27 protein-coding genes, 1 tRNA gene and 1 pseudogene are annotated in these 20843 nt (G+C 66.1%); 7 read left to right on the top strand and 22 right to left on the bottom strand.

What is annotated here, in order from left to right; translation table 11 throughout:
• Positions 1–17: 17 nt before the first annotated feature.
• The 4 genes from D3876_RS11385 to D3876_RS11370 all read right to left on the bottom strand — a co-directional run bounded on the left by D3876_RS11385 (position 18) and on the right by D3876_RS11370 (position 1727).
• On the bottom strand, positions 18–572 hold the full coding sequence (locus tag D3876_RS11385; RefSeq protein ID WP_119762266.1) for a tail tape measure protein: 555 nt from the start codon (positions 570–572) through the stop codon (positions 18–20).
• On the bottom strand, positions 565–843 hold the full coding sequence (locus D3876_RS21240; RefSeq protein WP_119762264.1) for a phage tail assembly chaperone: 279 nt from the start codon (positions 841–843) through the stop codon (positions 565–567). The genes D3876_RS11385 and D3876_RS21240 overlap by 8 nt, the downstream gene beginning before the upstream one ends.
• A gap of 76 nt (positions 844–919) precedes the next feature.
• Entirely contained in the window at positions 920–1231 is a 312-nt protein-coding gene (locus D3876_RS11375; RefSeq protein WP_119762262.1) for a gene transfer agent family protein, read from the bottom strand.
• Between the two features lie 88 nt (positions 1232–1319).
• Positions 1320–1727, bottom strand: coding sequence for a phage tail tube protein (locus D3876_RS11370; RefSeq protein ID WP_119762260.1), 408 nt, complete (start codon positions 1725–1727; stop codon positions 1320–1322).
• 43 nt (positions 1728–1770) lie between these two features.
• Here D3876_RS11370 and D3876_RS11365 point away from each other — a divergent pair, with 43 nt between their 5' ends.
• The gene (locus D3876_RS11365; RefSeq protein ID WP_147417650.1) at positions 1771–2097 is read left to right on the top strand and encodes a hypothetical protein; all 327 of its coding nucleotides are present in this window, start codon (positions 1771–1773) and stop codon (positions 2095–2097) included.
• Between the two features lie 8 nt (positions 2098–2105).
• On the opposite strand, the gene D3876_RS11360 is transcribed toward D3876_RS11365, so the two are convergent.
• The 8 genes from D3876_RS11360 to D3876_RS11325 all read right to left on the bottom strand — a co-directional run bounded on the left by D3876_RS11360 (position 2106) and on the right by D3876_RS11325 (position 6616).
• Complete coding sequence (locus D3876_RS11360) at positions 2106–2513, bottom strand: DUF3168 domain-containing protein (RefSeq protein WP_119762256.1); 408 nt, start codon at positions 2511–2513, stop codon at positions 2106–2108.
• Positions 2510–2719: a hypothetical protein gene (locus tag D3876_RS11355; RefSeq protein WP_119762254.1), complete on the bottom strand. Its 210-nt coding sequence runs from the start codon at positions 2717–2719 to the stop codon at positions 2510–2512. The genes D3876_RS11360 and D3876_RS11355 overlap by 4 nt, the downstream gene beginning before the upstream one ends.
• Positions 2712–3260, bottom strand: coding sequence for a head-tail connector protein (locus D3876_RS11350; RefSeq protein ID WP_119762252.1), 549 nt, complete (start codon positions 3258–3260; stop codon positions 2712–2714). Before D3876_RS11350 ends, D3876_RS11355 begins: the two co-directional genes overlap by 8 nt.
• The gene (locus D3876_RS11345; RefSeq protein ID WP_119762250.1) at positions 3260–3541 is read right to left on the bottom strand and encodes a phage fiber-tail adaptor protein; all 282 of its coding nucleotides are present in this window, start codon (positions 3539–3541) and stop codon (positions 3260–3262) included. The genes D3876_RS11350 and D3876_RS11345 overlap by 1 nt, the downstream gene beginning before the upstream one ends.
• Before the next feature lie 132 nt (positions 3542–3673).
• On the bottom strand, positions 3674–4831 hold the full coding sequence (locus D3876_RS11340; RefSeq protein ID WP_238475335.1) for a phage major capsid protein: 1158 nt from the start codon (positions 4829–4831) through the stop codon (positions 3674–3676).
• Positions 4831–5217, bottom strand: a complete 387-nt coding sequence (locus tag D3876_RS11335; RefSeq protein WP_238475334.1) for an HK97 family phage prohead protease — start codon at positions 5215–5217, stop codon at positions 4831–4833. Before D3876_RS11335 ends, D3876_RS11340 begins: the two co-directional genes overlap by 1 nt.
• Positions 5214–5522 (bottom strand): DUF6127 family protein, encoded by a 309-nt coding sequence (locus D3876_RS11330; protein WP_119762246.1) that lies wholly within the window; start codon positions 5520–5522, stop codon positions 5214–5216. Before D3876_RS11330 ends, D3876_RS11335 begins: the two co-directional genes overlap by 4 nt.
• A gap of 2 nt (positions 5523–5524) precedes the next feature.
• Positions 5525–6616, bottom strand: a complete 1092-nt coding sequence (locus D3876_RS11325) for a phage portal protein (RefSeq protein WP_119762244.1) — start codon at positions 6614–6616, stop codon at positions 5525–5527.
• A gap of 94 nt (positions 6617–6710) precedes the next feature.
• Between D3876_RS11325 and D3876_RS11320 the strand changes: the two genes are divergently transcribed.
• The 3 genes and pseudogenes from D3876_RS11320 (at position 6711) to D3876_RS11315 (ending at position 7910) form a co-directional block, all read left to right on the top strand.
• The gene (locus tag D3876_RS11320; RefSeq protein WP_119762242.1) at positions 6711–7061 is read left to right on the top strand and encodes an endonuclease domain-containing protein; all 351 of its coding nucleotides are present in this window, start codon (positions 6711–6713) and stop codon (positions 7059–7061) included.
• A gap of 37 nt (positions 7062–7098) precedes the next feature.
• Positions 7099–7308: pseudogene (locus D3876_RS20830) on the top strand (transposase); the annotation flags it as partial.
• Positions 7278–7910, top strand: coding sequence for an IS5 family transposase (locus D3876_RS11315; protein WP_338014295.1), 633 nt, complete (start codon positions 7278–7280; stop codon positions 7908–7910). The pseudogene D3876_RS20830 and the gene D3876_RS11315, both read left to right, overlap by 31 nt.
• A gap of 177 nt (positions 7911–8087) precedes the next feature.
• On the opposite strand, the gene D3876_RS11310 is transcribed toward D3876_RS11315, so the two are convergent.
• The 4 genes from D3876_RS11310 to D3876_RS11295 form a co-directional block, all read right to left on the bottom strand.
• Positions 8088–9350, bottom strand: coding sequence for a DNA-packaging protein (locus tag D3876_RS11310; protein WP_238475401.1), 1263 nt, complete (start codon positions 9348–9350; stop codon positions 8088–8090).
• A gap of 59 nt (positions 9351–9409) precedes the next feature.
• Positions 9410–9952 (bottom strand): hypothetical protein, encoded by a 543-nt coding sequence (locus D3876_RS11305; protein ID WP_119762238.1) that lies wholly within the window; start codon positions 9950–9952, stop codon positions 9410–9412.
• A gap of 212 nt (positions 9953–10164) precedes the next feature.
• Complete coding sequence (locus tag D3876_RS11300; protein WP_119762236.1) at positions 10165–11136, bottom strand: hypothetical protein; 972 nt, start codon at positions 11134–11136, stop codon at positions 10165–10167.
• Positions 11137–11375: 239 nt separating this feature from the next.
• A complete protein-coding gene (locus tag D3876_RS11295; RefSeq protein ID WP_119762234.1) occupies positions 11376–12017 on the bottom strand; it encodes a glutathione S-transferase family protein in 642 nt (213 codons plus the stop codon).
• 134 nt (positions 12018–12151) lie between these two features.
• On the opposite strand from D3876_RS11295, the gene D3876_RS11290 reads away from it, so the two are divergent.
• Positions 12152–13009 carry an ATP-grasp domain-containing protein gene (locus D3876_RS11290; RefSeq protein WP_119762232.1) on the top strand — a complete coding sequence of 286 codons (858 nt, stop codon included), beginning with the start codon at positions 12152–12154 and terminating at the stop codon, positions 13007–13009.
• Positions 13010–13082: 73 nt separating this feature from the next.
• Positions 13083–16001, top strand: a complete 2919-nt coding sequence (locus D3876_RS11285) for a DUF2339 domain-containing protein (protein ID WP_119762230.1) — start codon at positions 13083–13085, stop codon at positions 15999–16001.
• Here the strand turns inward: D3876_RS11285 and D3876_RS11280 are convergent.
• Positions 15998–16489, bottom strand: a complete 492-nt coding sequence (locus tag D3876_RS11280) for a DUF6456 domain-containing protein (RefSeq protein WP_220475456.1) — start codon at positions 16487–16489, stop codon at positions 15998–16000. The genes D3876_RS11285 and D3876_RS11280 overlap by 4 nt on opposite strands.
• A 101-nt stretch (positions 16490–16590) precedes the next feature.
• Here D3876_RS11280 and D3876_RS11275 point away from each other — a divergent pair, with 101 nt between their 5' ends.
• Complete coding sequence (locus tag D3876_RS11275; protein ID WP_119762228.1) at positions 16591–17154, top strand: helix-turn-helix domain-containing protein; 564 nt, start codon at positions 16591–16593, stop codon at positions 17152–17154.
• 75 nt (positions 17155–17229) lie between these two features.
• Here the strand turns inward: D3876_RS11275 and D3876_RS11270 are convergent.
• The 5 genes from D3876_RS11270 to D3876_RS11255 form a co-directional block, all read right to left on the bottom strand.
• Positions 17230–17305 (bottom strand) — tRNA-Val (locus tag D3876_RS11270).
• 305 nt (positions 17306–17610) lie between these two features.
• Positions 17611–18549, bottom strand: a complete 939-nt coding sequence (locus D3876_RS11265; protein ID WP_182911986.1) for a helix-turn-helix domain-containing protein — start codon at positions 18547–18549, stop codon at positions 17611–17613.
• A 432-nt stretch (positions 18550–18981) separates the two neighbouring features.
• Positions 18982–20391 carry an NAD(P)(+) transhydrogenase (Re/Si-specific) subunit beta gene (locus D3876_RS11260; RefSeq protein WP_119762224.1) on the bottom strand — a complete coding sequence of 470 codons (1410 nt, stop codon included), beginning with the start codon at positions 20389–20391 and terminating at the stop codon, positions 18982–18984.
• Positions 20384–20521, bottom strand: coding sequence for a hypothetical protein (locus D3876_RS20500; RefSeq protein WP_182911985.1), 138 nt, complete (start codon positions 20519–20521; stop codon positions 20384–20386). The genes D3876_RS11260 and D3876_RS20500 overlap by 8 nt, the downstream gene beginning before the upstream one ends.
• Positions 20521–20805, bottom strand: coding sequence for an NAD(P) transhydrogenase subunit alpha part 2 (locus tag D3876_RS11255; protein WP_119762223.1), 285 nt, complete (start codon positions 20803–20805; stop codon positions 20521–20523). The genes D3876_RS20500 and D3876_RS11255 overlap by 1 nt, the downstream gene beginning before the upstream one ends.
• Positions 20806–20843 lie beyond the last annotated feature (38 nt).

Raw genomic sequence — 20843 nt, 5'->3', positions numbered from 1 at the left:
CGGGGTACGAGCGCGCGCTACTCCGCCAGCGCTACGCGCACCGCGCGCGCCACCTGCCGCGCAGACCGCGTCAGCATCTGCGGCGCGTCGCTCCCCGCGGGCGCGTTGAAGTTGATCGTCACGCGGACATCGCGCGCACCCGTCGCGGGCGCCGCAACGCTGCCGCTGGAGGTCGGCACGAACAATTCGGGCCCGCGCTCGCCCACCAGATAGGCGCGCCCCGGCGAAACCGGCCCGCCCGTCGCGCGCCCTGGCACGCCCAGCAATGTCGACAATATATTCGCACCCGCCGAAGCCAGACCACCGCCGCCGAGCATCGCACCGATACCATTCCCGATCGCATTCGACGCGATCTCCGCCATCACCGACAGCGCCACGCGCTTCAGGTCCTCGAACCCGAGCTTGCCCGTGCGCACCGCGCGCATCAGCGCATTCTCGATCATCTGGCCCGCACGCTCCGCGCCCGCGCCAAGCGGTCCGTCGAGCTGTGCCCGCATGTCGGCCACATCACGCGCAAAACCCTGCGTATCGGCGCGTACGCTCACCACCAGCCGTTCAATTTCCTCATCCATCGGGAAACATCTCCATCAGCGCGGCGCGCTCGATCGCTCCGGGCGGCGCAGCCTCGCTTTCGTCCCCAAGCGCGCCCAGCACGGTCGCCAGCTCCACGGGCGTCGCCGCCCAGAACTCCTCGGGCCGCCAGCCGAGCAGAGCGCCCGCGATGCCGGCCAGTTTGAGAGCATTCTCCGCAAACCCCTCTCCTTTGGGGAGAGGATACGAAGCCTTGGCAGCTTGCTGCCTAGGCACAGTTGGTGAGGGGCTACGATGTTGACTGTCAGCCATCCAACCCCCTCACCCGCTGCGAGTAGGCGGCAAAGCCACCAACTCTCGCTGGCCTCTCCCCAGGGGAGAGGCTGTGTTACCGTCCCTGCAATATCTGCTGCAGCAGCGTCCTGAGCGCTGGCGTGACATTGGCCAGTCCAGCCTCGGCCAGCCCCTCGCCCAGCGCCTCGCGCGTCAGCCCGTCGGGCCGCTCCGCCAGGCAGTGCCAGAACAATGCCGCCATCTCGTTCAGTGACAATGCCCCTCCGGCCGCGCGTTCGACGAGTGCGAACAAGGGTCCCAACTCGGCCTCGGCCGCCACCAGCGCTGAAAAGCTCGGCCGAAGCACGAGCACCTGCCCGCGGACCCGGATCGCCGCCTCACCGCGCGCGGGGTTTGGTATGGTCATGGGCCGTCTCCATCGAGTACCCCGGCGAAGGCCGGGGTCCAGCCTCGGAACAAGCGACTCTGGACCCCGGCCTTCGCCGGGGTACGCCTCAAAGCGAAACCACCGCGCCCGAGCTTTCCAGGCTCAGCGTGTAGCTCCGCTCGCCATTGAAATCGCCGGCATAGTCGAGCCGCGTGAGCAGGAACCGTCCCCGCATCCGCTCGCCGCTCTCGAAGCTGAGCTCATAGTCGTCGATCGCGCCGGTCAGTGCATTGGATTTGAGCCGTTGTTCGGCGACCGATCCGGTGAAAACGCCGGCGCCCGACACCGACACCGATCGCACCCCCGCACCCGACAGCAGCTCGCGCCATCCACCCGAGTCCTTCGAGGTGATGACCACGGCTTCGCCGTTGATCGAAAGCTGTGTCGTGCGCAGCCCCGCGACGGTCGCGTAGACCGGCGGACTTGCGCCATTTCCGACCTTCAGAAGAAAGGCACTTCCCTTTTCCGCGGCCATGTATCACCCTCCTTGCAGTCAAGTTCTGGGATTGGAATTCACCATGATTTCAATAGTGCTTGTCACAATGCTCTTGGCCGCTGCGAACCCGAGCGATCCGCCGCGCAAGGCCTATCTCCAGTGCCTCGATCAGTTCCTGCGCAAGAGCCTCGAAGAGAAGATGAAGCCCGACGATTTCGAGAAAGCGCTCGCCCCTGCCTGTGCGGACAAGGAGGGCACGCTCAAGAAGGTCGCGATCGACTATGACGTGAAGGACGGCGTGCCCCGCAAGGATGCCGAACAGTATATTTCCGAGGAAATCGGCGACTTTCAGTCGAATATCCGCATCATGTACCGCGAATATTTCGACACCAACAGCAAGCCGAGCTGATCCGGTCGTCAGGGGCCGGGGGGCGTCTCGATCGCACGTACGCGATATTCGATCATCCCTGACCATTCGCGCGCCGCATCGCGCATGACGCGGCTGCGGAGGAAGGCGATGCTCGCCAGCCTCCAGCCATCCGCGTCGCGCGCCATGCCTTCGATCGCCTCCTCGGCCATCGCCATCAACCGGTGCAGCCGCACCGCGCTCTCGCCCTGGTCGACGAGCGTCACCGCCACGCGGATCTCGCGCCCACGCGCATCCTTGGTTCCCCAATCGGCGGCGATGCTCTCGCCCAGCCGCACATAGGGCGGCGTCGCGCGTCCCGTGCCCGCAAGCAGCACGCCGTTCGTCGCCCCGGTAAGCGCAGCATGCCCCTTGAGCGCGGCCATCAGCGCGGCCTCAACCGCCCCCTGCGCGCTCATTTCAGCAACGCCCCGATCCAGCGCAGCCGGACATCGACGAACAGCCGACGAAGCAGCCCACGGGCCTCCAGCACCACGCGGTCAGGCTCGGGCGAAATCCTCATGTCGGGAAATTCCTGAGCCAGCCGTTCCGCCATGCGCCGTGCCACCTGTTGCTTTGCGCGCACCGCCATCGCATCCAGCCTCGTCTCGAGCCGCTCAAGCATCGTGCGTTCCTTCGCTCATTCGCATCCGCCGCCACGGTCGCCACAGCGCGGTCACCGCCGCGGGCGGCCCTGCGTCGTCCTTGCCGTCACGGTGCGTGAAAAGGTGCGCAACCAGCCGTACGATGCCCTGGCGCAACGCCTCGGGCACGCCGTTCCAGTCCGCTGCCAACCCCGCCTCATAGCTGACGCGCACGCACCCTGCTGCGCCCGGTCGCATCACCCTCACCCAGCCGTCGCCATTTGCATCGATGTCGACCGCATAGGCGTCGACCGGCAGCGCAAAGCTTGCGCCGTCCGCGGGAAGTCCGATCAGGCTCGTGATCGCGCGCGCAGGCGTCATCCCCAGCCGCCGCCATTCGCGCACCGCGGGGACAACTTCCTCCACCGACCGCGCGATGAGCGCCAAACCCGTGAAGCGTTCGCACATCTCGGTCGCGCTGCGTATCAGCCCCGCGATCAGCGCATCCTCGTCGCCGTTCTCGATCCGCAGGAACGCCTTGACCTCGGCGATCGACACGGGCGCTTCCCCCCCGGCCGCCATCAGCGATGTTCCGCGCGCAGCACGATCGACCGCTCGTCGATCCGCCCGTCAGAGAGCGTCACGCGATTGGCGATGCGGTAGACCTGGCCAGCCACACCCCCGGCCAGCACCGCGATCGTCTTGACGCCAAGCATCGACGCGGTATCGACCTCGACCCCACCGGGTTCCTCGGGGCTGACGCTCCACGCACTCTCGGCGATCGACGCCCCGGCCAGAAAACCCGGATTCCAGTCGATCGCATAATCGATCCGCGCCTGCGGATCCTTCAGGTAAATGGACATGCAACCTCCTCCCCTCCCGGCGAGGGAGGGGGTTACGAAGCCTTGACCCGGCAGCGCCGGGCTAGGCGAAGTTGGGGGTGGGTCGATGGGCGCCGAACGAAGGGGAATGACGTTCGACGCCCCCGTAGCGCCTTAACTCGCCGCGAACTTCATCACCTTGATCGCCTCGCTGTTCGTCACTGCCCCGCCCACACGCTTGGTCGCGTAGAAGTGGACGAACGGCTTGTTCGAATAGGGATCCCGCAAAATCTGCGTCTCGCTCCGTTCGGCGATCAGATACCCTGCCTTGAAGTTGCCGAACGCTACGGACAAGCTGTTCGCCGCGACATCGGGCATGTCTTCAGTCTCGACCACGGGATAGCCCAGCAGCGTGTCGGGTCGCCCCTCGACCAGTCCGGGCGCCCACAGGAACGCCCCATCCGCGGTCTTGAACTTGCGGATCACCGAAAGCGTCGCCGAATTCATCACGAACACCGCGCCCTGCCGATAGGGCGATCGCAGCGCCTGGATCAGGTCGATCAGCCTGTCCTGCGGATTGGACGCCGCGAACGCGCCCGCGGCTCCGCTCGCGACATATTGCAGCGTCCCGAAGGCACGCACGCCATCGGCCTCGTTGGTGATCGTCCCCGAAAGGAAGCCCCGCGGCTTGCTCGTCCCGTTGCCGGAGATGAAGGCCACGCCCTCGGCCCGGGCAAACTCCGTCGCAACCTCACCCGCCAGCCAGCTCTCGACGTCGAACGCCGCGTCGTCGAGCATCGCCTGGCTCGCCGCGGGATTGGCGTAAAGCTCGCCCATCGGCGGCGCGATCTCGGCGAAGTCGGGGGTATCGGTCTCGGGCCGCGCCGCGGTCTCCGAAACCCAGCCCGACGGCGTGCCGCCGCGCGTCACCAGCTTGCGATAGCCCGCACTCCCAACCTTCACGACATTGGCGATCGAACGGATCGGCGAGATGCTCTTGAGCGTCGCGTCGATCACCGCGTCGATCTCGTGCGGCACCGCATAGCCGCCATCGGCGCCCGTAGTGCCGACAAAGCTCTTCAGCTCGACGCCGCCCTCGATCCCCTTTCTCAGATAGCCGTCAACGAACGCGCGCCGCGCGGGCTCGCGCTCGGCCTTGGCGCCTTCCAGCGCAGGCCGCGCCGCGGCGATCACGGCGCCATCGACCTTGGCGCCCAGTGCGCCCACCTCCTCGCGGAGTTCCTCGATCGCTGCCTGCGCCATCACCGCGTCGAAGCTCGCCTCAAGCGCGTCCGTCTTCACCTCGTAATCCATGCCCGTCTCCTCGCTCATCACCCAACCCCGTGCACCCGCGCCAGCGGTTGCATCGGAAATGTCACCAGGCTGATTTCGACGAGATCGAGCGCGCTCAGTTCGCGCCCCTGCCCCCGCCGTTTGCCGTTCACCACCCGGTATCCAAAGGAAAGTCCGCTCAATGCGCCCTGCTTCAGCAGCGCCGCCGCCTCGCGCCCGCGCTGCGTCTCGCTGGTCAGCCGCCCGATCACGCGCAGCCCGTGTGCGTCCTCGCCAATCCGCTCGATCACGCCGATCGGTTCGTTCGGGCTATGCTGCCAGAGCAGCGGCACGCCGATCCGCGCGTTCCGAAAGGCTCCGCGCCGCACCACGTCCCCGCCCCGGTCGACCCGGTCGAAAATCGCGGCATAGCCTGCAAACCTCACGCCCTGACCAGCGCCACCAGCCCCAATTTCGCCGCCAGTCCCAGCAGCACCAGCGCCAGCACGATCCTGACCACCCATCCGATCACCTCGTTTCTTGCCGTCCGCTTCGCATCGCGCCATGCCGAGAGCAGTTGCCTCAGCTCGCCGATGTCTATGCGCGCCTTTTCGTCCTCGAGCCCGAGCCGCCTGAGCGCGCGCTCCGCGCCCAGCGCGCTTGCCTCCTCGGCGATCGCGCGCAGCGTCACGAGGTCGCCCCCGCGCGCCTCCGCCTGCGCAATCAATTGCGCCAGCACCGCCTCACTCATGATCAAAGTCCCAATATTGCCCGCTTCTCGTCGGGCGTCAGAAAATCGGCGGCGCTCACCTGCCGCCATAGCCGTTCGCGATCTTCGGCCAGCGCGGTGACCCGGTCGACATCCACCCCGATCGACGCGCCTGGCCACCAGCGCGCGCATCCTTGTGCGATCGCGCCCAATATCTTCTCGGCGAGCGGCAACACCGAAAGCCGCCACAGCGCGCGGTTGGCCTCGCGGTAATTGGCATAGGTGGCGTCGCCCGGCAGCCCGAGCAGCATCGGCGGAACGCCGAACGCCAGCGCAATCTCGCGCGCGGCCGCGGCCTTCAGCCCGACGAAGTCCATGTCGGCGGGCGTCAGGCTCATCGCCTGCCATTTAAGCCCGCCTTCAAGCAGCATTGGCCGCCCGGCATTGGTCGCGCCCTGAAACCCCGCTTCCATCTCGGCCTTGAGCCTGTCGAACTGCGCGGCAGACAGCGCCGCACCGTCGCCCGGATCATAGACCAGCGCCCCCGAGGGCCTCGCCGCATTGTCGAGCAGCGCCTTGTTCCACCGCGTCGCCGCATTGTGGATCGCCACCGCCCCAGACGCTGCACCCAGGCATCCCAGACCATAATGATCGTCGGCGGGGTGAAAGCCCTTCACATGGATCACGCTTCCCGCATCGATCCGCGTCACCCGCTCGCCCACGCGGTAGAGAAAGGCCTCGGGCCAGCCCTGTGCGTCGGCTTCGATCGAAACGCGCTCGGGTCGCAGCGCAAACAGTTCACGCGGTCGGCCCGCCGCGTCGGTCAATATCTGCACATAGGCGTTGCCGTGAAGCAGCACATGCGCCGCCACCGCCTCGAGCAGCCCCTGCCCCGCCGATCGCGCAGAAACCAACGCCAGCACCGCGTCCTCGCTCGCCGACAACGGCGCTCCGCCGACAGCTTCCGCGACCAGCCGCACCGCGCGCTGCGCCACCGGATTCCCCAGATACGCCTCGCGCACCTGCGCCTCATAGGATCGCGGCCACTCACCCACCGAAATCGCGCCCGACAATGAACGCGCCAGGGCCGGCCGAGCGCCATCGCGCCCGGCAGCCTTCCTGCCGAACCATTTCATGCAAGAACTCCCCATCTTCTCCTCTCCAGTGGGAGAGGATAGGAAGGCTTGGCGGCTACGCCGCCTAGCCGAACTTGGTGAGGGGCCACGAACGATGACGCAAAAGCGCCTGACGCCCGCCGCCCGAAATTTGCGCCGATCCGCAACGGAGGCCGAAGCCCGCCTCTGGCACCACCTGCGCAACCGCCAGCTCGAAGGCTTCAAGTTCCGCCGCCAGTATCCGATCGGCGCGCACATCGCCGACTTCGCTTGCGAACAGGCGCGGCTCGTCATCGAACTCGATGGTGGCCATCACGCCGACCAAATCGACGCCGACACGCTGCGCACCCGATCGCTCGAAGCGGCCGGCTACCACGTGCTGCGTTTCTGGAACACCGACGTGCTCAACAACACCAGCGGCGTGCTCGAAGCGATCCGAGAGGAGCTCTTCACCGCAACATCCTAGGCGGCGTGGACGAATTGGTTGACGTGGACGGTGTGGGTTGATTCAAGGCTGCCTTTTGGAGGCAGGTTTGAGCCGGGGCGATCTGAGCGAAGCAGAATGGCGCGTTCTGAAGGGTCTGCTGCCGATCGAGCCAGAGAACCGAGGGCGCGGCCGCAGGCCTGAGCAGAATCTCTCGATAGTCAACGGCATACTCTGGCGGCTGCGCTGTGGGACTGCTTGGCGCGATGTCCCGCCAAAATACGGCAATTGGAACACGATCTACCGGCGGTTCCGTCGTTGGAGCGAGGCCGGGGTCTGGGAGGCCGTGTCGGTGACGCTTGCCGAGATCATGGCCGACACCGGACACTACAGCATCGACAGCACCACCCTTCGCGCCCATGTCTCGGCAGCGGGCGGAAAAGGGGGACTTGTCGACGCGCTCTTGGCCGCTCGCGGGGCGGGTTCACCAGTAAGCTTCACTGTCTGGCTGATGCCCGAGGACGCCCCGTCGCCTTCCACCTGACTGGTGGTGAAGCCGCCGACTGCACGGCCTATGACACGCTGATCCGCCTGCCGGACCGCGCTCCGGCGGCTCTGCTGGCCGACAAAGGCTACGACACCAACGCCATTCGCGCCGATCTCGCGAGCCGCAGCATACAGGCTGTCATCCCGGCGCGCTCCAATCGCCGAGAAAGGATCGAGCACGATCGGCAGCTCTACAGGCAGCGAAACGGCATTGAGCGAATGTTCGGCAAGCTGAAAATCAATCGTGCCGTCGCCACCCGCTACGATCAAACGCCCTCAAGTTTCCTCGGCATGGTCCATCTCGCTGCCATCCGGCTTTGGATCAAATTCGTCCACGCCGCCTAGCCTCTTAGCCTCCCTCTCCCAGAGGGAGAGGATACAGAAGCTTGGCGGCCGTGCCGCCTAGCTGGAGTTGGTGAGGGGTTGGGATGTATCAACGCCATACACCGAAACCCCACACCCGCTGCGACTAGGTTCGCTCACGCTCACTAAGTCTCGCTGCCCTCTCCCACAGGAGAGGGTTCACAACCCACGCACCCGCGCCGTTCTGCGTTTCCCCAGCATCAGCTCTGTCAGCGCCCAGACCAGCGCGTCGGCGCGGTCGGGCGAGCGGCCCGGCCCATCATAACCGCCGCCCGCCACCAGTCCGCACATCTCGTCCTCCAGCGCGGGAAAGGCGCCCGCATGGAACACGCGCCCTGCCTCATAGAGCGCCGCCACCGGCTCGGCGCGCGCGCTCTTGCCGCGGCTCGCATGAACAAGCTTCACGGGCAGCGCCACGTCCGCCGCCAGCAGCACCGACTTCACCATAGCCCCGCCATTATTCGCCTCGGCAACCACGCGATCCGCCCCATGCCGCGCCGCGCACGTCGCGACCGCGCGCGCCCAGCACTCGGGCGTCGCGCGCTCGACACTCGCATCCTCGATGACATGGCCATAGCCGTCGCCATCCAGCGCCACAGCCACGATGCCACAGGCGTCGCCCGTCGCGCTTGCCGGTGGATCGACCCCGATCACCACCCGACAGAAGCTCCGTTCGTCCCGAGCGAAGTCGAGGGACGCGGCCCGGCACGCCTCGATCATCGCACGCGTCCACAGCGCACCCTCGACATCCTCGATCAGCTCGCCATCCAGCTCCTGCCGCCCCAGCCGCGTACCGCCGTGGAGCGCCTCCATCCCCTCGACAAAGGCGCGTGGCAGGTTGGCGCGATTGTCGCGTGTGCGTCCGCCCGTGCGCACCACGCCCGGTTCGTCGATCAGCCTGCGCACAAGCGGCACCGGTCTCGGCGTCGTCGTCGCGACGACACGCGGTCGAATGCCCTTGCGCAAGGTCATCATCAGATTGCTCCATGTCGCCTCGCCATGCGCCCATTTGGCGATCTCGTCGGCCCAGGCGAAGTCGTGTTCGGGCCCGCGCAGCCCCTCCGGCTCGGCCGCTGAAAACAACCGCGCCTGTGCGCCATTCCGCCAGACCAGCCGGTTGAGCGAGGGCGCCCAGAGGAGATGTTCATGCGGTGGCGTGATCGACAGCAGCCCGCTTGTGCCCTCCACCATCACCGCGCGCGCGTCGGCGATCGTAGCCCCAACCAGCGCGATGCGACTGCCGGGATGTGCCTGCGCCATCGCCCGCACCCATTCGGCGCCAGCCCGCGTCTTGCCGAATCCTCGTCCCGCCATGACAAGCCAGACGCGCCAGTCGCCTTGCGGTGACATCTGCGCCGGTCGCGCCCAGAAATCCCAGCAGTGTCGCAGCATGCCACCGTCGAGCCCGCATCGTGCCAGCATTGCCTCCGCCACGTCCGGGTCGAGCCGCATCAGTTCCTGGGCGAACGACATGTCCGCCGTCATCCATCGTCTCCGCAGCCCTCGCGCTCGCGCATTTCCGCCAGCATGGCACGCAACTGCGCAAGCCCTTCTGCCGTGCTGCGCTCTTCGGCATTTTGCGGCGTCAGGCCCGAGGCGAGCGCCCGCTGCAAGTTCGCCGATACGCGGTGCTGAGCCAGAAGGCGCAGCGCATAGCCGTCGGCATAGCTGTGAATCACCAGCTTCTGCGTGCGCTCGGGGCCTTCGAAAATCGTCTTCTCCGCTCCGAAGCGCGCACGCCGCAACATCTCCAGCTCCAACTGGGCATAACCCTCAGCCAGCGCTTCGGCCCAAGCGCGCCGAAAGCCCTCGTCACGATCGCGCAGTCGATAGACCCCAGGCAGCGCCATGCCCGCGGCCTTTACGGAACGCGTGACGTTCGAGCTCATCGCCAGCGTCTCGAGGAAGATCGTGCGCTTCTCGGGTGTCCAATCGGTATCCCGCGGCGGCGAACGTTGAAACCGGCCATAGCGATCACGCCGAATACGCGGCGTTGTCGCTCCCGATCCGTCAGTTTCCACCATGTCACCTCCGCCAAATGAAACGGGCCGAAAGAGCGTCCCGTTGTCATGGGAAGCTCCCGGCCCGTCTCCAGCCCCGATCTCCGGGGCCCGACTCGCAATTATTCAGCGTGTTACATATGTGCCATATCAGCGTGACGATGTCAAGTATAATTTGCCGATTTGGTTACTTTTTACGTCAGACCGCGCTGACTGGATCGCGCTCAACCAAGCCGTTATACAAGATCTCGCACCACCGGCGGCTCAACAAGCCCGCCTCCCCTCGCTGGCTGGCACGCATCGAGCGCGGCCTGCAGCGCAGGAATTTGCGCCTCGGCCTGATCGATCGCCGCATTGGTTTCCGAAATCTGGTCGACGATCGCCGCCTTTTGCTGCGGCGTCGCGCGATGCAACTGTTGCTGCAGCAGCGACACGCGCTTACGCAGCCCTGCAATCTCGTCCATCTTCGCCTTCAACGCAGCGCGCGGGCCCGCGCAACGGTCAACCGGCGTCGTCGTAACCGGCCCCAGTGAAAGCCCGCCGGACAGGACGAAGCGATCGGACGATCCGCTCGTAATCTCCGGAAAATCGAAATACTGGAACCGGATCTCCGCATCCGTCGCCGGGTCCGAGACCGGATACTGGAAGACCTTGTAGGCAAAGCCGATCGTGTCGTCCTGGTTCCTGAAGAAGTCCCAGATCGACTGGTTGCTCCCGATCGCGGCTTCGGCCTTGGATTTGACCGCATCCCGGATCGCGTTGATCTCGGCGTCTGTGATCGGCCCGAAATCCTGCATCTGGATGCGGCGGTGCGCCAGGGCGTTGAGCTGCACCTCGATTTCCTTGGAATAGGCGATACGGCCGAGCACGATCGAGCTTTGAGGCGTTTCATCCTCTTCCATCAGAACCGCGATGCAGCCGATCATCTTGGGCCTTGGCTGCGAATCCAGATCCATGTCGAAGCTTGCAGTGGCGATGAACGAAGGGACGTTGGCCGCCTGCCCGGCCTTCATGCCATCGGGAAATTCAGTGCGGAACGCGTCATAAGCCGGGGTGTGCACCGCCATATTGCCTGTTTGAAACGGCAACGGCTCGGCACCGAATGCGAAATAGGTCGCCCAGATATAGGGTTCGGAGCCAGTGCTGCCCTCGGATTGGGCTACGCAGCGGAGTTCCGTCAATCGCAAGGTGATACGCTGCAACGCCATGTTTGCCTCCTTTGGTTTCGAACGCCAGTTTGCTCGTGCGGGCGCTCGCTGCTCGGGAGGATCGTCCGACCTCAAGGTTCGCTAAGCGCAGCGCAGTTCGCGGCAGCAGGCGCTAGGGACCTTGATATGCCCAGGGGCAATTGAGGCCCCTTTGCCCAGCCATCCACTTGCCGACGATCAAGGATCGCCGGCATCGCGGCGCGGAGATAGGATGAAAGCGACTATGCGGAAAATTCCGTCTAGGCAGCCTGGACGAAGGCGCGTTCCTTCTCGATCCAGCCGGCAAAGCTCGGGCGCGCGAGGATCGCCTCGACATAGGCAACCGTCTTCGGCCAGCGCGCCTTGTCGATCACGACGTCGATATACGCCAGATTGGCAAAGGGGCTCGCGACCGAGATGTCCGCCAGCGTCAGCCGGTCGTCGATCAGAAATCCCGATTCCGGGATCACGCTCTCAAGATAATCGAGAATCGGCGGCAGCTCGTCGCGTTCGGCCGCATCCGCCACCGCCATGTCACCTTCGCGGCCCAACACCTTGGGGGCGACGAACCGGTTGAAGAACATCTTGGCGCCGCACCCCATCAATATGGTGTCGGCGAACTCCTCGAACCAGATCGTCCGCGCCCGCGATTTCGGCTCTGCGGGAATCATGGACGGCTCAGGATATTTGGCTTCCAGATAGGTGATGATCGCGGTCGAATCGCAGATCGAGAAATCGCCGTCGCTAAACGCGGGCATCTTGCGAAACGGGCTCGCCGCCTCGAACTCCGGGCCCCCGCGCCCCAATCCCGCCATCTCGAGTTCGAGCGCCAGCCCCTTCTCGGCGGCGTAGGCAAGCACCTTGCGGACATAGGGCGACATGGAGGAACCATAGAGCTTCATCGATCGTCTCCTTCGACTCGGTATAAGTTTCTAATTGATACTTATTGTGACGGGCGCGTCCTCGCCAGCGAAAACGCACCTGCGCGCAAGCCGATGCGTTGCGTGCAGGCGCCCTTCCCTTCTATTGACGCGCCATGACCCGCGCGCCCCGCATATGCATCCTCGCTCCCGATCCCGCAGACCCTCATTTCGGGACCACATGGCGTCCGCAGGCGGACCTGCTCGAAGCGCCACTCGTCAATGCAGGATTGACGGTGGATTTTCGGCCGTGGACCGCGCCCGGTGATCTTTCCGGCCACGACCTCGTTCTGCCCCTGCTTGTCTGGGGCTATCATGCGCGCGCGGCCGAATGGAGCGCATTTCTCGATGGCGCGGCGGCACTGCAGCTCGCCAATCCGCCAGAGGTGCTGCGCCGCAACACTGACAAGCGCTATCTGCTCGATCTCGCGGCGCGTGGTGCGCCGGTCGTGCCCACGCTCGCTTTCGATGCGTTTTCTCGCGCCGACATCGCTCAGGCCGAGACGCATTTCGGCACAGCACGGCTGATAGCAAAGCCGCCCGTTTCCGCGGGGGCGCACGGCACCTATCGTCTTGATGCCGTATCCGATCCGGCACTGGCCTGGGATCGCGCGATGCTCGTCCAGCCAATGATGCCCGCCATCGCCCAGGAGGGCGAATGGTCGCTTTTCTACTTCGATGGCCGCTACAGCCACGCGATTCTCAAGACCGTCGCGGATGGCGATTTCCGCGTTCAGGTTCAGCATGGTGGCAGCGCGCGCGCCGCCACGCCGCCCGAAGCCGCGATCGCCGCGGCTGATGCGGTTCTCGGGATGATCGAGGAGCCTCTGCTCTATGCGCGCGTCGACCTGATCGCCGATGGCCAGGGCAACTATTTGCTGATGGAGCTCGAACTGATCGAGCCCCAGCTCTTTCTCGAACACGCCCCCGATGACGGACGCATCTTCGCCGAAGCCGTCGCCGCCGCAATCTGAAGGTTCGCCGCGACATGTCGTCGAAAGCATGCAACATTGTCGCGATCAGGGGCAATGAGCGGAAATCGGGCACATGCTAGTTCTTGCGGTTGCGGCCGTGGTCTTCGCGGTGCTCCTTTCGCGCGCATTCGATCGGATCAGGGTGCTCGAACGCGCGCTCGCCGAACTCGAAAGCCGCGGATATATTGCGTCGTCGGCACCCGATATCGAACAGCCGGACGTCCAGCCCCAACCCGCGGCGGCCTTCGAGGCGCCAAGACCGGTTGCCCGCATCGTTGCCGCTCCGCCCCCGCCTGAAGCCGGGCCGGCGCCCGCGACCGAACGGCCGGCCAGCCCCGAGCCCCAACCCGCCAACTACGCGCCCGAACCGCAATCCGCGCGCGCCACACCACTCAACCTCGCCGCCACCTTCGAAAACCTCGTAGGGGGCAAGCTGCCGATCTGGATCGGTGGCGCAGCTCTGATCCTGTCCGCCTTCTTCCTCGTCCGCTATTCGATCGAAAGCGGGTTGCTCGGTCCGGGCGTGCGATCGATCCTTGGCGCGATCTTCGGTGTCGCGCTGCTCAGCGCCAGCGAAGCAAGCCGCCGCCACCGCGCCACCCGCGACGATCCCAGGATCGGTCAGGCGCTTGCGGGCGCAGGCATCGCCACACTCTATGGCACGCTCTACATGGCGGCGGAGCTTTACGGCCTTGTCGGCACCATTGCCGCGCTCGTGCTGATGGTCGCGATCACTGTTTCAGCACTCGCGCTGTCGCTGCGGCACGGGCCGCCGACCGCGATCATGGGCCTTGTCGGCGGCTTCGCGGCACCCCTCGTCACCGGTCTCGATGCCGCGAATGTAGCACCCCTGCTCGTCTATCTCGCGCTGTTCACCACCGGTCTGTTCGCGCTCGCGATCCATCGCGGCTGGCTCTGGCTCGCGCTGGCGGCGACGGGCGGCGGCTTTGTCTGGCCACTGATCCTGATGGCGCTGGCTGACCGGGGCGAACTGGCCTGGGTGGGATTGTTCGTCCTGACGCTCGCCTTCACCGCGACGCTCGCCTTGCCAAGGGCCGGCACATCAAATCGGCTGCTGCGCCTGGCGCCGCTGGTCACCGGTCTCGTCCAGCTCATGCTGCTAGCGCCTCAGCTTGAATTCTCGCCCCTCGCCTGGGGGCTCTACGCATTGCTCGCCGCCGCCGCGCTCTGGCTCGGCTGGCGCGACCATCGCCTCAGTCCGGGCGCGGGCGCAGCGCTCGCCCTCGTGCTCGTCCTGCTCGCAATCGCGCTGATCGGCGGTGACGCGGTCAACGCGCCCCTCGCCGCTCTGCTGTTCACGTTGATGTTCGGCGGGGTCGGCCATTGGCTGCTCCGCCGCGCACCTGATGCGCGGATATGGACCGGCATCGCGCTCGGTGCGGGAGCTATGCCGCTGCTGCTGACCAACACGCTTCAGGGCGACCTTCTGCGGCCGATCGGCTGGGCGGCGCTCGCGACGATCGCGGCGCTTTCCTGCGGCTGGGTCAGTTGGCGCTGGCGCGATCGCACCGCGCCCGACAGCCGCTTCGATCTCGGTCTGACGGGCGGTGCGGCCGTCGCCGCGCTGCTGCTGGCCATCGGACTCGCACAACCGATCGCGCCGCTCTGGATCGCTTCGCTTCTGCTCGCGATCGCCGTGGCGCTGGCCTTCTGGGCGCGCCGCGTTGGTGACGGCTCGCTGGCCAATCTCAGCCTTGCGCCGCTGCCCTTCGCGGTGGGTTACTGGACCAATGCCACCGACGCGCTCATCGCCTATGGCGAAAGCGTCTTCGCGGCCGGCGCGATTCCGCCCGCAAATGCGATCGCCGCCCTAGCCTTGGTCCCGGCAGCGCTGCTGGCGCTTCACACCTGGCTGATCGGCGCGCATGCGGCGCGACCCATATTGCATTGGGCCGCGTGGATATTGATGCTGTCGATCCCGCTCGCGCTCGTTCCCGCGCCCTGGCACGCGCCACTGCTGGCGGCGGTCACGGCAGCAGCCATGCTGAATCCATCGCGCCGCCTGCTACCGATCCATGGCGAAGCCGCTCCACTCGCAGCGAGCTTCCTCGCGATGCTGCCCCAGCTCCTTCCGATGGCCCTGCTGCTCGCCGCATCGCTCAGCGGCGACACCACGCCCTTCACCCGTTTGCCCTCGTTGGTAGCGCTGCTCCGCGAGGTCGGCCTGCCGGCTGCGATCCTTGCGGCTTTCGCCGGGATGCGCTTCGAGACAATCGCCGCCAAACTGCGCCTGGCGCTGGCAGCGCTCGTCGTGACCGGTCTTGCGGCGACGCTCTACGCGCTCCTCAAACAGCCCCTCGCCATCGCCAGCGAGCCGCGTTTCGTGATGCTCGGCTTCCTCGAACGCGCGGTGCTGACCCATATCCTGTTCGCGCTCGGGCTCGCCGCGCTCTGGCGCCTTCCCCGGTTGCGTGCAGCGGGCCTCGGTCTCATCGGCCTAGCCGCATTCCGCATCCTCTGGTTCGACCTTTTCATCCTCAATCCCGTCGCGGTCACCCAGTCGGTCGGTACGATCCCGCTTCTCAACCTGGCGACGCTCCACCCCGCGCTCGCAGCCTTCTGGTTCTGGCTCGCCACCCGCCTCGGCGCACCGCAGCGCCCGTTCCGCGGAGCTGCGATGGCGCTGGCGATCGTCGCGGTGCTGGGCGCGATCCGGCAGGGCATTCACGGCGCGATCCTCACTGCCGATGCGATCACGACAACCGAAAACTATCTCTATTCGGCGGGCCTGCTCGGACTGTCGCTGGTCTGGCTGTGGCGGGGCATCGCGAAGGGTGTGAACGACCTGCGCATCGTGGGGCTCGCGCTGCTCACGCTCGTCACGCTCAAGGTCTTCCTCGTCGATGCCTCCGCGCTGGAGGGTGTGCTGCGCATCCTGTCCTTCATGGGGCTCGGCCTCGCGCTTATCGCGATCGGCTGGGCCTATGGCCGCTTCCTGCGCGGGACAAGCGCGGCGGCCGCGGGCGCCTAACCCAGCCCGTAGTGATCCGCGAGCCGGTCAAGCGCGAGCGCCAGCACCAGCTTGCCCGCGCGCGCCGGCCAGCCCAGCGCCTTTTCAGCATGCGCCAGCCCCTCGCACGCGCACGCCACGCGCCAGAGCACATCGCTCAGGCCCGGCCCGACCGCCGCGATCGCGACGTCGAAGCGCCGCTTGGCCGCGATCTGCGCCAGTGTCGGGTCGATTCCCTGCGGAGCCCCGCGTCGCGTTTTGCCTGGCGCCGACGCGTCCCAGCGCATCGTGACGCTCGGGGACAGCGCCGCGGTCTCATAGTCAGTGCGCAACCGCTCGCCCGCCTCCAGTTGCCGCGCACTGATCATCCCGCGCGCGCCGAGCCAGCAGAGCGGCGATTCGGCAAGGTTCACCGTCACGCTGCGCGCGCCGCGCACTGCACCACGGCGCGAAGGCGCGCCCGTTTCGTCCACCATGCGTTCGACCAGCACCCGCCTTGCTCCGTCCATCCTGCGCTCCCTTGATCCGAGTCGCAGCTCTCTTGCCATGAAGGCAATTATGTAGGACAGAAAGAAACCGTATCGGTTATCTCAATCCTAGGAACGCAAGCATGATCACCGCCATTCGCGAGGTGCGCCGCGCCAGGAAGCTGACGCTCGAGGATGTCGCACGCCGTTGCAATCCGCCCACGACCGCGCAGACGATCGGCCGTCTCGAAACCGGCACGCGCACCGTTTCGGTGGGCTGGCTCAACCGAATCGCTGATGCATTGGGCGTCACCGCGGCCGATCTGGTGAGATTGCCCGACCGCGCCGACCTGCCCGTCGCCGCGATCCTCGACGCCGACGGCGTCCATGCGCCGCGCCACGCGACGATCGTCACGCCGCCCCAGCCAGCGCCCGATCTCGTCGCGGTGATCGTTCAGTCGGGCATCGGCGATTATCGCGCGGGCGACCAGATCTGGTGCGCGCGGCTCGCGCCCGATCGCTTCGGCGAGGCGCTCAACCGCGATGTATTGCTGCCCCGCCCCGCGGGCCGCTTCGTCTTCGGCCGGCTGATCGGGCGCGAAGGAGACAAGCTCCATATCCTGCCGTTCGGCGCGGGGGTGCGCCAGCAGGTGATCAGCGATCCACCCTGGATGGCGACGGCGGTCCGCCTCGTGCGAACGCTCTGAAACTGGTTGAAGCCCGATCCGGCCGCCGGGCGAGCCTTCTCCTCGGCTACGCCCCGCGTCGCCTGCGGGGAAGGCTGGTGGGCGCTGACGGGCTCGAACCGCCGACCCTCTCGGTGTAAACGAGATGCTCTACCAACTGAGCTAAGCGCCCCCTGTGCGTATGCCGCACTCCGGGAAGCGGCCCATGCCACTTCGCGCGCCTCACGGCAACCCCGGAGCCTGATCGTTTGAGGTGGAAGCGCTGTGCGCTTCCGCCGAGAACGTGAATCAGGGTCTGTTCAAGGTCTACAGCATGGTGCGTTAAATCAGACCCGCTCATCCTGAGGAGCCGTTGAGCTTGGCGAAACGGCGTCTCGAAGGACGCACGGTGCCGGATCCTTCGAGACGGGTCTTCGCCTTCGCTCAGCCCCTCCTCAGGATGAGCGGTGAGACAATGCCGATTTAACGCACGATGCTCTAGATCGCGATTGCACCGGTTTGCGCCAGCGCCGAAAAATATCCGTTCATCCCCGCCGCGGCGCTATCCGAGAGCGCGATGAATACCCGCCGCCCGTCGGCAGGATCGGCGCGCCGGACGAGCAGACCATCGTCGGTCAACGTCCGGATCCACCTCAGTGCAGTGGTCGGCGGCACCGCCGCCGCGATGCACAGGCTCGACACCGCGACCTCGCCCCGCTCGATCCGGGCCGCCATCAGGTCGAGCAGCATGTCCCAGGCGGGATCGGCGAAAAGCTCGGCATGGAAGAAGCGGTCGCGCAGCCGCCGCGCACGAATGACGGCGCGGATCACTGGCGCGGCCAGCGGCGGCGCGGGCTCGGCGCGATAGGCCGGCGCACGATCGCCCAGCATCGCATCGCGGCCGCGCGCGTCCAGCGCCTCCTGCGACAGCGACGCCAGCGTCCGTGCGATCCGCCCCACCTCCTCGCTGAGTTGCTGCAGCCGCCGCGTCTCGGCCTCGCTGCCGACATCATTGAGCCACGTCCGGCGCGTGGCGAGCGCGCCGCCGATCGCTGCCGCGCGCTCGATGGCATCGGGTTCGCACAGCAAATGGATATCGGCATGGTCGATTCGCGCGGAAACGACATCGATCAACGCCGTCGGCATCGCGATCACGGTCACGCAGCGCCCGTCGCGCGCCAGCGCCTCAACCCGGTCGAGCAGCGCATCCAGCGCTGCACCGGCATCTTCGGTAAGCTCGATCATCAACGCGTCGATCGCAACCTGCGCATCCAGCCGCGCCAACGCCTCACCCAGCGGAACCGCCGCCGCCACGCGCCCGCCCGCCGCGATCACCGCCGCTTTGGCCGTCGCCTGCGCCTGCGCATTGTCGGCGAGAACAAGCACCGCCGGTTCCTTGCCATAATCGGCGTGCGCCACCCCGTCCCGCTGCTGCATCCCGCCCTCCATGTTCGACGTCTGTTCCGCACTTCGCAGCCAAAGCGGACCAGTCAAAGGCCCGATCGCTCCGAAACGGGGGAGCTTAGAGCATCGTGCCTTAATATGCCGCTCATCCTGAGGAGCCGGTGAGCTTGGCGAAACGGCGTCTCGAAGGACGCACGCTGCCGGATCCTTCGAGACGGGTCTTCGCCTTCGCTCAGCCCCTCCTCAGGATGAGCGGTGACGTGATGCCAATTAAACCCACGCTGCAGTAGTGTGGGCACCCACGCCCTTCTCATACTTCACCATGCCCCGCCTTGCCCCCGCGACGCCATTTCCTCCATTTCGGAGTGTTCTCGCGCCAGACGTCCTGACGCAAGGCCAAACGCAAACGCCCCGGCCGGCATATCCTGCCGACCGGGGCGTCCGAACCGCACAATAGCGGGATCGTTACAGAGACTTCACGATATCCTCGACCATCTTCTTGGCGTCGGCGAGGAGCATCATGGTGTTGTCCATGTAGAAGACCTCGTTGTCGACGCCGGCATAACCGACGCCGCCCATAGAGCGCTTCACGAACAGCACGGTCTTGGCCTTTTCGACGTCGAGCACGGGCATGCCGTAGATCGGCGAGGTCTTGTCGGTCTTGGCGGCCGGATTGGTCACGTCATTCGCGCCGATCACGAAGGCGACATCGGCCTGCGCGAATTCGGAGTTGATGTCCTCCAGCTCGAACACCTCGTCATAAGGCACGCTCGCCTCGGCCAGCAGCACGTTCATGTGCCCGGGCATGCGGCCGGCGACGGGGTGGATGGCGTATTTCACCTTCACGCCCTCTTCCTTGAGCAGGTCGCCCATTTCGCGCAGCGCATGCTGCGCCTGCGCCACCGCCATGCCGTATCCGGGAATGATGATGACGCTTTCGGCCTGCTTCATCAGGAACGCCGCGTCCTCGGCCGAACCGCGCTTCCACGGCCGGTCGGTCGCGGCGCCACCTCCGGTGATCGCTGCCTCGGCGCCGAAGCCGCCCGCGATCACGCTGATAAAGCTGCGGTTCATCGCGCGGCACATGATGTAGGACAGGATCGCACCCGACGAGCCCACCAGCGCGCCCGTGATGATCATCGCGGTGTTGGAGAGCGTGAAGCCCATCGCCGCGGCAGCCCAGCCCGAATAGGAGTTGAGCATCGAGACGACCACCGGCATGTCCGCGCCGCCGATCGGGATGATGAGCAGGAAGCCGATCAGGAACGAAAGCGCGGTGACGGTCCAGAACACCCAGGGGCTCTGGTCAGTCACGAAATAGCCGATCAGGCCAAGGATCGCGGCGAGCGTCCCCAGATTGATGAAGTGGCGTGCGGGCAGCATGATGGGCTTTCCGCTCATATTACCGTTGAGTTTCAGGAACGCGATCACCGAACCCGAGAAGGTGATCGCACCAATCGCGATACCCAAGCCCATTTCGACGCGGCTGACCGCGAAGATCTGTCCCGCGGCATCGACGATGTGGAACGCCTCCGGATTCTGATAGGCGGCCGCCGCCACAAGCACCGCGGCCATACCGACCAGCGAGTGGAACGCCGCCACAAGCTGCGGCATCGCGGTCATCGCGATCTTGCGCGCAATGACAAAGCCGATGACGCCGCCGATCGCGATGGCGCCGCCGATCTCCGGCAAGCTGGCGATCTCGTGCGTGATGAGCGTGGTGCCCACCGCGAGCCCCATGCCGATCATGCCGAAGCGGTTGCCACGGCGGCTGCTCTCGGGGCTCGAAAGCCCGCGCAGCGCAAGGATGAAACAGACGCCCGCGATCAGATAGGCGAGCGCAACCCAGGGGTTGACGGGAGTGGCTTCATGCATTTCCGGTGATCCCCCAATTCAAAACCCCCGTCATTCCAGCGAAAGCTGGAATCTCATTGGCCTTGGCCGCGATGTCAGGGGAAAAAGAGATTCCAGCTTTCGCTGGAATGACGAAGAAGGGTGAAGGCATCACTTCTTTTCCTTCTTCTTGTACATCGCGAGCATCCGCGCGGTGACCGCGAAGCCCCCGAAGATGTTGACGCTCGCCAGCGCCACGCCAACCAGCCCGAGCCATTTGGCGCTGGGCGAGCCCGCGGCGGCGGACGCGATCAGCGCACCCACGATGATCACCGACGAAATCGCGTTGGTCACCGCCATCAACGGCGTGTGCAACGCGGGCGTCACCGACCAGACCACATAATAGCCGACGAAACACGCCAGCACGAAAATCGACAGGATGGATATGAAGTCCATGATTAGCCCCTGTTATCGCACCGCTTGAAGCGGCGAAC

Origin of the sequence: Sphingomonas cavernae, assembly GCF_003590775.1 — a bacterium.
In the GTDB taxonomy this organism is placed as follows: Bacteria; Pseudomonadota; Alphaproteobacteria; order Sphingomonadales; family Sphingomonadaceae; genus Sphingobium_A; species Sphingobium_A cavernae.
The sequence above is the reverse complement of the archived record's forward strand: the minus strand, read 5'-3'. Positions and strand labels throughout refer to the sequence as shown.

What these genes read in the sequence shown, in the direction of transcription:
- D3876_RS11385 (WP_119762266.1), bottom strand. Translation starts at nt 572, where the DNA reads ATGGATGAGGAAATTGAACGGCTGGTGGTGAGCGTACGCGCCGATACG.
- D3876_RS21240 (WP_119762264.1), bottom strand. Translation starts at nt 843, where the DNA reads ATGGCTGACAGTCAACATCGTAGCCCCTCACCAACTGTGCCTAGGCAG.
- D3876_RS11375 (WP_119762262.1), bottom strand. Translation starts at nt 1,231, where the DNA reads ATGACCATACCAAACCCCGCGCGCGGTGAGGCGGCGATCCGGGTCCGC.
- D3876_RS11370 (WP_119762260.1), bottom strand. Translation starts at nt 1,727, where the DNA reads ATGGCCGCGGAAAAGGGAAGTGCCTTTCTTCTGAAGGTCGGAAATGGC.
- D3876_RS11365 (WP_147417650.1), top strand. Translation starts at nt 1,771, where the DNA reads ATGATTTCAATAGTGCTTGTCACAATGCTCTTGGCCGCTGCGAACCCG.
- D3876_RS11360 (WP_119762256.1), bottom strand. Translation starts at nt 2,513, where the DNA reads ATGAGCGCGCAGGGGGCGGTTGAGGCCGCGCTGATGGCCGCGCTCAAG.
- D3876_RS11355 (WP_119762254.1), bottom strand. Translation starts at nt 2,719, where the DNA reads ATGCTTGAGCGGCTCGAGACGAGGCTGGATGCGATGGCGGTGCGCGCA.
- D3876_RS11350 (WP_119762252.1), bottom strand. Translation starts at nt 3,260, where the DNA reads ATGGCGGCCGGGGGGGAAGCGCCCGTGTCGATCGCCGAGGTCAAGGCG.
- D3876_RS11345 (WP_119762250.1), bottom strand. Translation starts at nt 3,541, where the DNA reads ATGTCCATTTACCTGAAGGATCCGCAGGCGCGGATCGATTATGCGATC.
- D3876_RS11340 (WP_238475335.1), bottom strand. Translation starts at nt 4,831, where the DNA reads ATGAGCGAGGAGACGGGCATGGATTACGAGGTGAAGACGGACGCGCTT.
- D3876_RS11330 (WP_119762246.1), bottom strand. Translation starts at nt 5,522, where the DNA reads ATGAGTGAGGCGGTGCTGGCGCAATTGATTGCGCAGGCGGAGGCGCGC.
- D3876_RS11325 (WP_119762244.1), bottom strand. Translation starts at nt 6,616, where the DNA reads ATGAAATGGTTCGGCAGGAAGGCTGCCGGGCGCGATGGCGCTCGGCCG.
- D3876_RS11320 (WP_119762242.1), top strand. Translation starts at nt 6,711, where the DNA reads ATGACGCAAAAGCGCCTGACGCCCGCCGCCCGAAATTTGCGCCGATCC.
- D3876_RS11310 (WP_238475401.1), bottom strand. Translation starts at nt 9,350, where the DNA reads ATGCTGGCACGATGCGGGCTCGACGGTGGCATGCTGCGACACTGCTGG.
- D3876_RS11305 (WP_119762238.1), bottom strand. Translation starts at nt 9,952, where the DNA reads ATGGTGGAAACTGACGGATCGGGAGCGACAACGCCGCGTATTCGGCGT.
- D3876_RS11300 (WP_119762236.1), bottom strand. Translation starts at nt 11,136, where the DNA reads ATGGCGTTGCAGCGTATCACCTTGCGATTGACGGAACTCCGCTGCGTA.
- D3876_RS11295 (WP_119762234.1), bottom strand. Translation starts at nt 12,017, where the DNA reads ATGAAGCTCTATGGTTCCTCCATGTCGCCCTATGTCCGCAAGGTGCTT.
- D3876_RS11290 (WP_119762232.1), top strand. Translation starts at nt 12,152, where the DNA reads ATGACCCGCGCGCCCCGCATATGCATCCTCGCTCCCGATCCCGCAGAC.
- D3876_RS11285 (WP_119762230.1), top strand. Translation starts at nt 13,083, where the DNA reads ATGCTAGTTCTTGCGGTTGCGGCCGTGGTCTTCGCGGTGCTCCTTTCG.
- D3876_RS11280 (WP_220475456.1), bottom strand. Translation starts at nt 16,489, where the DNA reads ATGGACGGAGCAAGGCGGGTGCTGGTCGAACGCATGGTGGACGAAACG.
- D3876_RS11275 (WP_119762228.1), top strand. Translation starts at nt 16,591, where the DNA reads ATGATCACCGCCATTCGCGAGGTGCGCCGCGCCAGGAAGCTGACGCTC.
- D3876_RS11265 (WP_182911986.1), bottom strand. Translation starts at nt 18,549, where the DNA reads ATGCAGCAGCGGGACGGGGTGGCGCACGCCGATTATGGCAAGGAACCG.
- D3876_RS11260 (WP_119762224.1), bottom strand. Translation starts at nt 20,391, where the DNA reads ATGCATGAAGCCACTCCCGTCAACCCCTGGGTTGCGCTCGCCTATCTG.
- D3876_RS20500 (WP_182911985.1), bottom strand. Translation starts at nt 20,521, where the DNA reads ATGCCTTCACCCTTCTTCGTCATTCCAGCGAAAGCTGGAATCTCTTTT.
- D3876_RS11255 (WP_119762223.1), bottom strand. Translation starts at nt 20,805, where the DNA reads ATGGACTTCATATCCATCCTGTCGATTTTCGTGCTGGCGTGTTTCGTC.